Raw genomic sequence first — 13,152 nt, forward strand, 5'->3', positions numbered from 1 at the left:
TCGTAGTTCAGATGATTAAATCGGCTGAACAAATAGTTTTTGCTTTAATCTCATTTATAGGCTTGTTATACATATTAATGAACATGATTAATAACTAATAACAAGATACAATATACTTATAAGTAGTATATTATAGGTATATTGTAACACACCCAATATTAAAAGTACAAGAGGTGATATAATGAAACTTAATAAGTTAAAAGAGTTAAGAGAACAAAAAGGTTATACTCAACAAACATTAAGTACTAAAATGGGTATGGGCATAAGAGCATATGCTTATAAGGAAAATGGTCATAGAGATTTTTCAGTAGAGGAACTAGAACAAATACTATATTATTTAGATATAAATGCAAATGAATTATTAGAACCACATAGAAAAATGGACTAGTTTATAGCTAGTCTATTTTATTACAACAATATATTGTACAAGCCATTTAAATCCATTCTAAGCACATTCCAATACACTCGCCTTGTTTATTATAACATTTAGTTTTTAGAATCGAATATGAAAAATAAGCTAAAATATATAATTCTAATTTATAGTAATTTGTTTATTCTTACAATATTGTCAAATTTGACAAAATACTATTCTTAAAATATTATATAATATATGTAGTAAAAAGGAGTGATAAAATGAAACTTGATAAATTAAAAGAATTAAGAATAGAAAGAGGATACAGTCAGCAACAGTTTGCTACTTATATAAATATATCTCAAAGAGCATACAGTTATAAAGAAGCAGGAAAAAGGGAATTTTCCATTTCAGAAGTTGAAAATATCTTAAAATTTTTAAATGTAGAGCCATTGGAATTACTTGACTTAGAGTAGATTCCAATATTTTTTACATTTTTTAGAACATTTTTACTTGTAATATTGTTCTAAATATAATATAATTAAATCATAACAAGGGAGAACAAGAAAACACCAAGCCACCTCTCAAATGAAGTAACAGGCAAAGAACCTTCTTAAAGCCCTAGCTATAAATAATATTAATAAAGGTTTCCAGTTAAAGCCTATAAAAATTGAGGTATCAACTTAGTTGCTTCTATAATGGCACTCAATACAATTTAATATGACATAGTAGTTGTGGAATACTACATTATCAAAAACACTAAAGATTAAGCATTAAAATTATAGTTTGTACTGCTTAACACTTACATTGTTCATAAACTATCTAATATTTACTAAAATTATTTAAACTATTTATTTTAGATTATTTTAGTAAGTGTTAGAATAAGACACTTAAATTATGATATAATAATAAAAGGAGTGTGGTCGTGATGGATGAAAAGATATTAGAGTTATTACAAGAAATGCAAGGTAGCATCAAAGGGATACAAGGTGAAATCAAAGGAATCAATACTAGACTAGACAGTATGGAGCATGATATTAAAGACTTAAAAACTGGACAACATGAAATGCAAAAAGATATTATTGAGATTAAAACAGATGTAAAACATATTAAGACTGAACTAGAATATACAGAAAAACATGTAGTTGCATTAAAAGATGATATAAAAGAGATTAAACAAGATTTAAATGCAACACAGATTATAACATCTAAGAATTGGTCTGATATAGAAAAATTAAAAGCAATTAAATAGCAGTACATAAAAAGACATCTTGACTTTAAGGTGTCTTTTATATAACTCTTTAGTATGGTATTATTATAGAATAATGATATTCTTGGAGGGAACAAAATGAACTTAGATAGATTAAAAGAATTAAGAGAAAGCAGAGGATACACGCAACAAATGTTGAGCACATACATTAATATGTCGACTTCAACTTATAATGATAAGGAAAAGGGTAAAACATCATTTAAAATTGAAGAACTTGAAAAAATAGCTAAATTGCTTAAATTCAGTAAAGAAGAAATGTTTGAATTACTCGACTTAGACTAATCGAGTAAAATAAAAAATAAAAATCCGAAAAATACTATTTAAAAATTCGGATGCGATGGTGCCTTAAAAACTTAATACGACATAGCGGTTGTGAGGTACTGTGTTATCAAAAACACATCAAGTATTTAGTAAAATAATTCACGGATTGTTTTATTAAGTACTTGAATATAGTACTTAATATTATGTTATAATAATAAAATAGGAGTGTGAACGGCATGGATGAAAAAATATTAGAGTTATTACAGGAAATGCAAAGTAGATTTGACAGTATTGACAATCAACTTATTGACCTAAAAGAAGGACAAGAAGAAATTAAGAATAAACTAGACTTAACTTATAACCAAGTTGCTAGAAACATGGAAGGTATAACAGAAGCTAGTGAAAAAATAGACTCTCTAAAAAGTGACATAAACTTTGTAGAAATAGCCACATCTAAAAATTGGAATGAAATAGCTAAACTTAAGGCAATTAAATAGTAGTACATAAAAAGACATCTTAAAATTAAGGTGTCTTTTCTATTATGAAATATTATTTGTCAACTGGAGGTGCGTAAATGAATCGTTGTGATAAGTTATCAATATTAAATCAATTAGAATACATAGAAAAAGACATTAATGCAAGAAATGAAATTATTGAGAAATTTAAAGACTTATTGGTTAAATATCCAAAGAGCAGAGATATAAGAAGATATATAAAACAACAAACTCAATTTTTAAATGGTATTATATATGTATATGATAATTTAGATATTTTAAAGAATATGGTAAATAATGAGATAAGATGAGAACATTACTAGATATAATATCTAATGAATGTAAAAAGGAACTCTATATCTCGTAAGTATAGAACTCCTAAAAAATTAATTCATTATGTGATTGAATGATTGAGAAAAGAATAATATTATTCTTTTCTCAATTAAATATCATTACTAACAAATAAAGTTCAAAAGATAGTGTAAAATATAATACTTTTTGTTAATATTATTAATATAAAATAAAGTTAAAAATGAAGATGAATATATTGATTGAAAATAAGTTTATAGAAAAATTAAAATATACTAAAAACATACCAAACTCTTTATATAAAGACTTAAGACATAACTTTTTATTTCATTCAAATAAGATAGAAGGAAGTACATTTACAAGTGAAAGTTTACAAGATTTAATTGAACACAACATTGTAAAAGGTGACCATACTTTAGATGATGTTATAACAACAGTAAATTCAAGCTATGTATTTGAAACTGTAATAGATACATTGGATGAATACCTAACTGAAAAGTACATAAAGGATTTACATGGTCAACTTATGTATAATTCAAGTATTCATAATATAGGGCTATCTGGTATATACAAAAGAATATCAAATAGAATAATAGGGACTAATAGTGTATTAGCCCAACCATTTGAAGTAGAACCAAAGATGTTAGAACTTATTGAGTGGTATAATAATTTAAAAGATATTACATTAAAAAACTTAGCAGAATTTCATTATAGATTTAAAATCATTCATCCTTTTCAAGATGGTAATGGAAGAATAGGAAGATTTATATTACTTAAACAAATACTTGAGAGTAATTTGAAATTGATTATAATATCGAGTGATACTATAGATGATTATACACAAGCTTTAAAAAGTTGTTCTAATGGACATTATAAACCTTTAGAACAATATTTTGAAACTTTAGATGATTACAAAGAAAAAAATAAAGATTTATGGAACTTTTAACCCATAATTAAACAAATGAATGGAAGTGAAAACTATGCTTTACAGAACGGAAGATTTAAATACTTTTACAGGTATTGGAAGCTCTAAGGGTGTTTATTATAAATGGAAAGATTCAAATTATTATTATAAGACAGGAACTTTATTTTTTGGAGAATTTAGTCCACTAGAACCTGTTACTGAATGTATATGTAGTGACATAGGAAGTTTATTAAATGTAAATAATATACAATATGATTTAGTAAAAGTTCATACAAAGGGAAATTCAGATTTTGAAGAACAAGATATATTTGTGTGTAGAAGTTTAAATTTTTTAAATGACAATGAAGAACAATTTATAACTATGAGAAAACATTATAATAGAAAAGTGGATTATGATACAATTATAGATGATTTCCCAAACTTTAAAGAGTTTTTAAATCAAATGTTAATATTTGATTTCATTGTCAACAATATTGACAGACATTATAATAATTTTGGATATATAAAAAATATTAAAACGAATGAAATTAGATTTGCACCAATATTTGATAATGGATTGAGTTTATATTCTATGTTAGATATCGAGACATTAAAAACATTAAAAACTAAACCTTTTAATAAAAAAAAGTATGATAAAGCTAAACCATTTATGAATAAACATTATTCACAAATAAAATTGATAAAAGAACTTCCACAAATAAATTTAGATTTTAATGATTCAGATATAGAAAAAATATTATTAAAATATAAAGATGTTATTTCAAAAACTAGAATAGAAATGATATTTGATTTAGTTAAGGAGAGATTACATTATGTTAGACAAATATACGCTAATGTTTAAAGATATTCCTATAGGTGATTTTATTTATGATGAAGATAAAGATAAATTTAGTTTTAAATTGTATGATATAGTAGATAATATAAATTATTTGCCACCACTGTTATACGATTACACAGATTTGAGACTAGATTATCAGCCTAATGATAAAAATATAAGAGATTTTATAGGGGATAGAGTTATGCCAGAAGAGAGACATGGATTGAATAGTATATTGGAAGGTCTTGGATTAGATTTCTATGACCCTTGGGAGATATGTAAAAAATGTCATGGTTGTTCACATGAAGACTATTGGTGGCTTAAAAAAGAAGGGGATAATTTTAATTGGAGAGAATATCATCAAATTAGTTAATCCATATTTTTAAATTATTATGAATAAGTGTCCAAAAACACAATTTCCATTCGTTATATATTTAAAGCTAAATATATAAGGAGGATATTTTATGAAATTAAAAAACTTAAAAAAATCAATTGCTATTGCTCTAACAGCTATAATGCTAGGTATACCTTTGATGAGAACTACATATGCACTAGACGAAGATAATTATACAAGTCAACAAGAAATTCAAGAGGAACAATCTAACAATCCTCAAGAAAGAATAATTTTTGCTATTCCTGCTATAGCAATAGCTCCATCAGTTTTTGCTGCTTTAGGTATAACTGCTGCTACAGGGCTTACAATATATGATATATATCGTGTATCAAAAAGCACTGCAAACGAAATTGACAATGCATGGAAAAAGATACCACAGAAGTTAAAGGATGCAGATGGTACAGTTGGTATTGGAAAATTTGATAAAAAGTTAAAAAATGGAGTTAGAGAAAATTCAAAAACAGGTTGGAAAATAGACCCAGATAGGGATGGTCATAAAGGTAGCAAGTGGAAATTAAAAGATAAAAAAGGCAATAGAATTGGTTCATTAGATTCTGAAGGAAGGGTTGTTGGTAAGTAGTGGATTTAGAAAAAAAAATACATAAGCATTTTAAAAATTTAATTATAAGTAGTGACTATGCTGAGAACATAGAGGAACATTCATTATGGATAGATACTGAACTTATGTCACCAGATTTATTGGAAAAAAATATTAAATTTATAGATAGATTCCCTAAAAGAATGAATGTAGATTCTCCACATAATGTTTTAGAAATCTTTTTTGATTTATATTCTGACAAATCTAACTATCTTTTTGAAGAATATAAATTTTTAAAAACAACGCTATTATTACTTAACTATAGTAACGATATTATTATAAGTACAAATTATATTGATTATAAAAAAGAGTGTGAAAATATTGAAGATATAATAGCAGAAGAAGATATTGAAAATTTAAAAATTATTAAGAATAACCTATTTCAATTTAAAGATATTAAAAATGATTACTTTGCTATTAATTCATTATTGAAATTAGCATTTAGAGAAAAGATATTTATAAATATATTTTTATTAGATTTAGAAATATCTTTTGATATAAATAGTTTGGCTGTAATGATATACATAGAGAATAGTACAGATTTTATAAATACAATAGAAAAAATTTGTTCTATTGAAGGTCTTTATTTAAGAAATAATTAATTTAAAAATATATAATACTAAAAAAATGTCCTAAAATATATGATATATTTTAGGATATTTTTTAGTTATAATTTTAAATATAACCTATATTAATAAGGAGAAAAAAATGCTTAAAATATTATTTATTTCATTAGGGATTTGTATAATTATTAAATTATCTATTTTGATATTTAAAGACTCATTAAAGTTTTTAAATATGTTTGATAATAAAAAGGAGAGTTTTATTGGGTGGATAATTTTATGTATTCTAAGTTTAATTATCTATTGTTTGATAGATATAATATTGTAAAAAAATGATAGAATCCAGAAATATATGTAGATAAAAGATAGAATTAAAAGATGAACATAGTATGACAATCGTAATCTCATATAGTATACTTGATTTAGAGGTGATTAGAATGACTTGGAACGATTTGAAAAATAATGATATAACATATATAGTTGAATATATTAATAATAAGTTAAATGATAATAAGAGTTTGACTAAAGTTGCAATAGAGCTTGGCGTGTCTGAAAGTAGTATAAGAAAATATCTCACTAAAAGAGGTTATAAGCGTATAAATGATGAGTATATATTTATTGGTGACAATGGTATGACAAATGTAGTAAATAATAAATCACAGAGTAACAATGATACTATATTTAATATGACAATAGAAGATGACAACAGTCACAACATAGTAATTGACAATCAATTTAAAAATAATATTATTTCTTTAGCAAAAGACTATGACAAGATACAAGATGTTTTGAATTGGTTTGATAAAAAAGATGATACAAATGTTATAGAAGTTATACAAGATGGAATTAAAATTGATTTACCATCTAAAGACGCTATAAGGACTACTGTTAGATTAAATAAAGACGCTTGGAATTTATTTGATGAGTTTTGTGAAAAATATAGAGAGTTTAATAAGTCTGATTTAATGAGTATGGCATTATTAGAATACATAAAAAAGTATGATAAATAAAAATGACAATAAAATTGTAGTTTTAATGCAAATAACCTTATTATTTTGAGGTTATTTTTTATTTTCCATTTAAAACGGAGAAGGTAAGTGTTATAATATATATAACTAAAAAAAAGGATGTTTAAGCATATGAATTATAATTTAAAAAATGAAAATATATTATCAGAGCTATTACAAAATGAAGATGAAAAAACAAGGATTGGCATACTCAAAGTTTATAAAGTTTTAATATTTTGGTTTGCTAAAGAAGGAAAGCTTATTGAAAAGGAAAATGACTATATTGTTGAGATAGTAGGTAATGATAAAGAAAAAATTGTAAGAGATATGAGTCAGGATAAAACATACAATGCTATAATGGCTATAATTTTCAAGATTAACAAGATATTTAAAACTTTAAACTATGATATTCACTTTTCTAAGCCAAAAGATTTAGTTGCTGAATTTGATTTATCAAAATACCTAACAAAAGATGAAGTCCTTCAAGTATGTAATAAGTTAACTAATGCACAAGATAAGTTTATAATTTACGCAGCTTTTTGTGGACTCATTGGTAAAGATGCTGAAGACATAAGGGGTATAAAAATAAAAGACATAGATTTAGAAAAAAGGTTAATAAAATTAAAGGATACAGAGTTTAAATTGGACAAACTCTTATCTGATTTTACAAAAGAAACATTAGAGCAGAAAGAATACAAACAATATCTAGAGCAAGATAGTAATGCGGCTGAATTTTATCTATTTAATTCTAATTCGGAATATCTGATTAAAACTAAGCCAGATGCCCGATATGGAAATGGATTAAAAGAGATAGGATATTCAACAATTCGTAAAAGATTGCTTATTATAAATGATTATTTAGACAATAAAGTACAATTGAATTTCACTAACTTAAAAATTTCTGGTATTATGCATCAAATGCAAGTAAATGAAAAAAAATATACTCAATCTGGTTGTTGGACTAACAAAAGTTTGAAAGAGTTCAAAGAAGATAACAAATTAAATTTTAAGATACAAGAAGTTTTATCTATTTATAAGCAAAAATATATTAAGGAGTAACCTTATGAGCAAAGATATTAAAGAAAACATAAGTAATGAACAGAAAGATCTAAATAAAATAAATTTAATTTATCATATTATATATGATAATGATAGATTTAAAATGATAACAAGAAAATATTTTGAAATTTTTAGATTGAAAGGTATGTCCGCTGAAGAAATAAGTTTAAAATTTGAAGAATTCCTATATAAAATAATTTATGATAAATTCAAATCTATATATTCAAGTACTGAGGTTAAAAAACTAAGAAGCTATGAGAATATGTCTTCATGGAAATTAAAACAAAGATGGGCTAAAATGGCTCTTGATTCATTAGGGAAAAAAAGTAAAAAATATTTAAAAAATGAATTAGACACTGTTAAAAATGAGTATATAAAAACTGGCAGAATTATAAGTGCTGGGGTAAAAACACCAGAAGAGTTATTAGATACAAGAAAAGACTTTTTAGAGAAATGGACTTCTAACAACACATATAATATCTGTGATTATCCATATTTACAAGAGTTAAGTGAAAGTAAAATAACTTCTGCATTTACTCATGATATTCTTATTTGTATAACAGAAATATTAAAGAATGAATATGATTTTGATGTTAATAAAATAGAAATCAAAACTCCTCCACATTTAGCACCTGGTATATTTTTACCTATAACAAAAGGTAAAAAACATACACATATAAATGTTAAGAGAAATAAAGATTCTTATTTATCAGAAGATTATCAAGCTAAAAGTTTCTTAGGAATACAAACCAACTTTTCTTATGAATTTTCATTTCATCAATCTTTAGATGATGTCGTTGAGAATTTAAAACTTGAACTTATAAATCAAGAAACAGAAAAAAAGGCATTACCTAAAATATATCTAGACAAACAAGACTTAGAAATAATAAGATTTGTATATACTTATAGCCATATGCATTCTTTTGCATTTTATCTTGGTGACTTAATTAAATATTTAGGTCTTTCTGATGGTAAGAACAATTACACTAATATAAGAAATAGATTGTTAAAGTTACCTTATTATACTTTTTATGTAAATCAAATCAAAGATACTGGAGAACTAAAATCTGAAATGAGTTTCAACTTATTTTCAAGGGTAATGATTTCAAAAGATGAAAATGACAGAGAATTTATAGAAGTTACAAAGTCTTTAATCAAAGAAGTTGAAAAGGTGAATACAGATATAATGTATAAAAATGAGTTAAAAAAATTAACACTTGTACAATCTATTAATTTAGCTTATTTTTTAGAAGGAAAAAGATATACTTTAATCTCATCTGGTGAGAATATTAGAAATAAAAGTTTTAGATATAATATAGAAGACATAAAGTTTGATGTCCACTTAAGTAATAAAAAAACTCTTAAACAAAATATGGATTATCTTGAAGCTGGTTTTAATGAAATAAAGGAAAACCAGTTTATAATAAAAGATTATAAAAGAGGATTATCGCATTTTGATGTTTTCTTCTATGAGGATGTCGAAAAAAGAAAATTACTTATAAATAATACGATTTTATCCTTACCAGATTATATAGTTGATAAATAAAAAAAGCAAAAAGGCTATCTCAGCTCCGTACTTCTGAAATTATTAATTTTTCAAAAAAGCAAAAAGGCTATCTCAGCTCCGTACTTATCAAAAAATAGCCTTTTTTTGCTTAAAAATCATGTCGAAAAATTTTTTTTGTTTCTAATTATCTCCATTTACCACAAAAAATTATCTTTGTATTCTTTGAAAATAGTGCTGTTCAACAAAATGGCTATACCAGCTCCGTACTTCTGAAAAGCCATTGCAATTACTATATTTGATAAGAATGGCTATACCAGCTCCGTACTTCTGAAACATAGACATAAACCTAACTTTTGGGTAATATAAGTCTAAGTAAAAAAGTTTTATCCAAAAAATGGCTATACTAGCTCCGTACTTCTGAAATTATTGATTTTTCAAAGGAGAAAATTATGAGTATTAAATATAAAGATAAAGAATTCGTACTTGTAGAAAAAAAGAATATAAATGAATTAGATAGCTCTAATATAAAATATATTGACCTAAAGGACAAGCAGTATTATGTCGTTACACAAGGTAGAAGAAGTAAGAGATTTAATAATGAAGATGTAAGTAAAATAAAAAAAGACTTAAATAATGGTATGAGTCTAAGAAAATGTGCTGAGAAATGGAATTGTAGTACAAGAACCATACAAGACATAAAACAAAATAAGTACTAGCGAGGTAGCATTTACATTTTACCTCATTAATATTATAATATTCTTATACTATAAAGGAGTTGATTTCTATGAAATGGTCAGAGGTTAGAAACTTATATCCTAATTCATTTGTAAAATTAGAAATTTTGGAATCGCATATACAAAATGAAAAGGAGTATGTAGATGAAGTAGCTCTTATAAAAGTTATTCCTAACAATAAAGAGGCTTTAAAAGAATTCAACAGATGTAAAGATAAAGAAATTGTATATAACACCAAGAATAAAGAATTTGTAATAGATATCATAAAACATATTGGTATAAGAAGAGGTTTGTAGTATGAAAAATTTCAAATATAAAAATGGACTATTATATACAGATATAGAAATCTTAATTGAAAATAAAAGTATCCTTGTAAAAGATATGATCATTGATACTGGAGCATCTCATACTATAATATCATCTTCTTATTTAGAGGAATCAGATATTGGATTTAATGATGATGATACAATTGTAAAGGCTTGTGGTTATGGTGGGACTGTTCAATATTCAGTAAGGAAATTAGTTAATAAGGTTGCTTGTGGTGATATAACTCTTGAAAATATAAAATTAGATTTTGGAGAGATTGACCCAGAAGAAAAAGTAAATGGTTTATTAGGATTAGACTTTTTAATAAATGTTAATTTAATTATTGATTTGGTAGATAATTTATTAATACAAAAATAAAACATATTTATATAAGGAGTTATCACAATATGAGTATTAAATATAAAGATAAAGTAGTCTTTATTGTAGATAGTTCAGAAAAAGAGAAACTAGATAAATCAGGAATTGCATATGAAACTTTAGAAAATGAAAATTATTATGTAGTTAAACAAGGAAGAAGAAATAAAAGATTTAATGATGAAATGCAAAAACAAATTAGAGAAGAATTAGAAAATAGTACTATTAGGACAATTGCTAAAAAATATAAGACAAGCACAGGTATAATACAAAGTATAAAAGATTTTAAATACTAATTTTGTTTCTCTATTTACAACAAGAAACAAAATTAGTATACTTATATTATAAATTAAGAAAGGAGGATTATGTTATGCAAGAATTAAAACCAGTTGCTAGAATATCAAAATCAAAATTAAAAGATATCTTAGATGTTTTTAAAACTTCTATAAGAAAAGTAGAAAAAATAGACTATTCTGCTTGTAATTCTTGTGCAATAAAAAATAATCCTTCTTTTGATAGTAATAAATTAAATGACTTCTGCTCAAATTGTCCTAAATTAAACACTATATCAGAGTTTTCTTATGTTACAGAAAAAGAAACAGAAATTGGTACAATAGAGATTGTAACTAATGTAAATAAACATATTACTTTAAGTAAGAGTGCTATAAAGCAATATCTAGCATATCATTTTATAGTATCTAATAAAAACTATGTTAGAAAATCAATATCATTTCAAAACATAGCTGATATATGCAATATCTCTGTTGTTACAGCAAGACATAATCATAATGTATTATTACAAGTTGGATTAGTTTATTCTACAGAAATAAAAAGAGGTAAATTTGATATAGTCATAGATGAAGAGTACAAAAATCATCTTAAAAAAGAAGATGGTGGAAAAGGTTACTTAACTATGTCATTAGATACTTTAAATCACCTATTAAGTTTTGAAAATGTAAATGAGTTAAAACTTGAAATTAAAAAGTTAGTTTGGGCTGATGCTAAAGGAAGTAAATTAGGTAAGAGAATACGATTTAAAAAAGATAATCTTATCTCTATACTTCCAGAGTACATAAAGAAATCAAACAAGCGTATAGATACCTTTCTAAGAAGCACTAAAACTTTATTTGATATAAGTAATGATACAATAGATACAAAGCGTTATGAGACGAAAGAAAGCATCTCAGAGAAATATACAGAATCTGTAAGAATAAAAATATTAAAATTCTTTGATGATACAGGATGCTCCTTGAGTTCTAATTATAGTAAAGTATTATCTCAGTTAAATTTAGATAGATATAATTTATTTGAAGAAGATTTAAGAAATAAATTAGAAATAGAAAAAGATATTATTATAAATGACTTAGTTGGATTAGCAGTACAATATGGAGTTAATAGAGTACTAGCAGCATTAGATTATATGTTTAATAAATATACAGTTGACGAAGAAGATACAAACTATAATGAGATACGTAATCCAGGAGCATTTATAAGAACATTGATTGTTCAAAGCATAAATAAGAATGGAAGTTTAGCAATAGCAATTTAATATATGGAGTAGTTCAAAAAAATTGATTTTGACTACTCCTATTAGTGTTTGTATTCAAATAATAAAATACTTAAATAGAGCTATAAAGAGTGTAAAATCTATATTAGCTCTATTTTTTTATGCTTATTTTAATTAAATTATATACACAATAGAAAGTTTTTTATACATATTAATAACTTAATTTTCCAATAAGAATATATAATTATTCAATTTCTTAAGAAACTTATTCTAAAAAAACAACAATACATCAACAACATATTATTATTAAAATTTATATTTTATTGTACTAATTGCAATTACTATAATTAGTAGCTTATTATTATTTTCTAATTATTGATTTAAATTTCTGTTTTAATTGTTATTATTAATTTCTGTTTTAATCAATGAACAGTATCTATTTAACATCTATTTAACTAATTATAAAAATATAATAACAACTTTACTCTTCTAAATTTTCTTGCTCATTTATCAATTTATTTTTTAAGGATATAACAATAACTTAAAAGTTATATTTGAATGACAATTTATAAGTAAAGAATTAACAAAATTATATTAATATAAAAATTAGCTCTACAGACATAAAATGATAAAAAAAGTATTTATAATACAACAAATTACAATAATTACCAAAA

At 24.3% G+C, this 13,152-nt stretch carries 19 protein-coding genes; all 19 read left to right on the forward strand.

What is annotated here, in order from left to right; all coding sequences use genetic code 11:
• The first annotated feature begins 181 nt into the window (after nucleotides 1-181).
• The 19 genes from ACTG47_RS19925 to ACTG47_RS20015 all read left to right on the forward strand — a co-directional run bounded on the left by ACTG47_RS19925 (nucleotide 182) and on the right by ACTG47_RS20015 (nucleotide 12,520).
• On the forward strand, nucleotides 182-388 hold the full coding sequence (locus ACTG47_RS19925) for a helix-turn-helix domain-containing protein (protein WP_479927165.1): 207 nt from the start codon (nucleotides 182-184) through the stop codon (nucleotides 386-388).
• 245 nt (nucleotides 389-633) lie between these two features.
• Nucleotides 634-828, forward strand: coding sequence for a helix-turn-helix transcriptional regulator (locus ACTG47_RS19930; protein WP_021373110.1), 195 nt, complete (start codon nucleotides 634-636; stop codon nucleotides 826-828).
• A 452-nt stretch (nucleotides 829-1,280) separates the two neighbouring features.
• Nucleotides 1,281-1,604, forward strand: a complete 324-nt coding sequence (locus ACTG47_RS19935) for a hypothetical protein (protein ID WP_479927166.1) — start codon at nucleotides 1,281-1,283, stop codon at nucleotides 1,602-1,604.
• A 96-nt stretch (nucleotides 1,605-1,700) separates the two neighbouring features.
• Nucleotides 1,701-1,904 carry a helix-turn-helix transcriptional regulator gene (locus ACTG47_RS19940; protein ID WP_021425105.1) on the forward strand — a complete coding sequence of 68 codons (204 nt, stop codon included), beginning with the start codon at nucleotides 1,701-1,703 and terminating at the stop codon, nucleotides 1,902-1,904.
• Between the two features lie 215 nt (nucleotides 1,905-2,119).
• Nucleotides 2,120-2,380, forward strand: a complete 261-nt coding sequence (locus ACTG47_RS19945) for a hypothetical protein (protein ID WP_219673422.1) — start codon at nucleotides 2,120-2,122, stop codon at nucleotides 2,378-2,380.
• Between the two features lie 77 nt (nucleotides 2,381-2,457).
• A complete protein-coding gene (locus ACTG47_RS19950; RefSeq protein WP_227825345.1) occupies nucleotides 2,458-2,688 on the forward strand; it encodes a hypothetical protein in 231 nt (76 codons plus the stop codon).
• Nucleotides 2,689-2,915: 227 nt separating this feature from the next.
• Nucleotides 2,916-3,632, forward strand: coding sequence for a Fic family protein (locus ACTG47_RS19955; RefSeq protein ID WP_479927167.1), 717 nt, complete (start codon nucleotides 2,916-2,918; stop codon nucleotides 3,630-3,632).
• Nucleotides 3,633-3,666: 34 nt separating this feature from the next.
• On the forward strand, nucleotides 3,667-4,452 hold the full coding sequence (locus ACTG47_RS19960) for a HipA domain-containing protein (protein ID WP_479927168.1): 786 nt from the start codon (nucleotides 3,667-3,669) through the stop codon (nucleotides 4,450-4,452).
• Nucleotides 4,424-4,801 (forward strand): hypothetical protein, encoded by a 378-nt coding sequence (locus ACTG47_RS19965; protein WP_479918874.1) that lies wholly within the window; start codon nucleotides 4,424-4,426, stop codon nucleotides 4,799-4,801. Before ACTG47_RS19960 ends, ACTG47_RS19965 begins: the two co-directional genes overlap by 29 nt.
• 91 nt (nucleotides 4,802-4,892) lie before the next feature.
• Nucleotides 4,893-5,402, forward strand: a complete 510-nt coding sequence (locus ACTG47_RS19970) for a hypothetical protein (protein WP_479927169.1) — start codon at nucleotides 4,893-4,895, stop codon at nucleotides 5,400-5,402.
• Nucleotides 5,402-6,022: a hypothetical protein gene (locus tag ACTG47_RS19975; RefSeq protein ID WP_479927170.1), complete on the forward strand. Its 621-nt coding sequence runs from the start codon at nucleotides 5,402-5,404 to the stop codon at nucleotides 6,020-6,022. Before ACTG47_RS19970 ends, ACTG47_RS19975 begins: the two co-directional genes overlap by 1 nt.
• Before the next feature lie 350 nt (nucleotides 6,023-6,372).
• The gene (locus tag ACTG47_RS19980; protein ID WP_223153060.1) at nucleotides 6,373-6,993 is read left to right on the forward strand and encodes an integrase; all 621 of its coding nucleotides are present in this window, start codon (nucleotides 6,373-6,375) and stop codon (nucleotides 6,991-6,993) included.
• Between the two features lie 129 nt (nucleotides 6,994-7,122).
• Entirely contained in the window at nucleotides 7,123-8,049 is a 927-nt protein-coding gene (locus ACTG47_RS19985; RefSeq protein WP_167641045.1) for a hypothetical protein, read from the forward strand.
• Nucleotides 8,050-8,053: 4 nt separating this feature from the next.
• Nucleotides 8,054-9,595 (forward strand): hypothetical protein, encoded by a 1,542-nt coding sequence (locus ACTG47_RS19990; protein WP_021383047.1) that lies wholly within the window; start codon nucleotides 8,054-8,056, stop codon nucleotides 9,593-9,595.
• 410 nt (nucleotides 9,596-10,005) lie between these two features.
• Entirely contained in the window at nucleotides 10,006-10,272 is a 267-nt protein-coding gene (locus tag ACTG47_RS19995) for a hypothetical protein (RefSeq protein WP_021383050.1), read from the forward strand.
• A 68-nt stretch (nucleotides 10,273-10,340) separates the two neighbouring features.
• The gene (locus ACTG47_RS20000) at nucleotides 10,341-10,586 is read left to right on the forward strand and encodes a hypothetical protein (RefSeq protein ID WP_021383056.1); all 246 of its coding nucleotides are present in this window, start codon (nucleotides 10,341-10,343) and stop codon (nucleotides 10,584-10,586) included.
• A gap of 1 nt (nucleotide 10,587) precedes the next feature.
• Entirely contained in the window at nucleotides 10,588-10,974 is a 387-nt protein-coding gene (locus ACTG47_RS20005; RefSeq protein ID WP_479927171.1) for an aspartyl protease family protein, read from the forward strand.
• A 29-nt stretch (nucleotides 10,975-11,003) separates the two neighbouring features.
• Entirely contained in the window at nucleotides 11,004-11,267 is a 264-nt protein-coding gene (locus tag ACTG47_RS20010) for a helix-turn-helix domain containing protein (RefSeq protein ID WP_219673403.1), read from the forward strand.
• A gap of 74 nt (nucleotides 11,268-11,341) precedes the next feature.
• A complete protein-coding gene (locus ACTG47_RS20015) occupies nucleotides 11,342-12,520 on the forward strand; it encodes a hypothetical protein (protein ID WP_479918879.1) in 1,179 nt (392 codons plus the stop codon).
• Nucleotides 12,521-13,152 lie beyond the last annotated feature (632 nt).

Source organism: Clostridioides sp. LIBA-6622 (assembly GCF_056716095.1).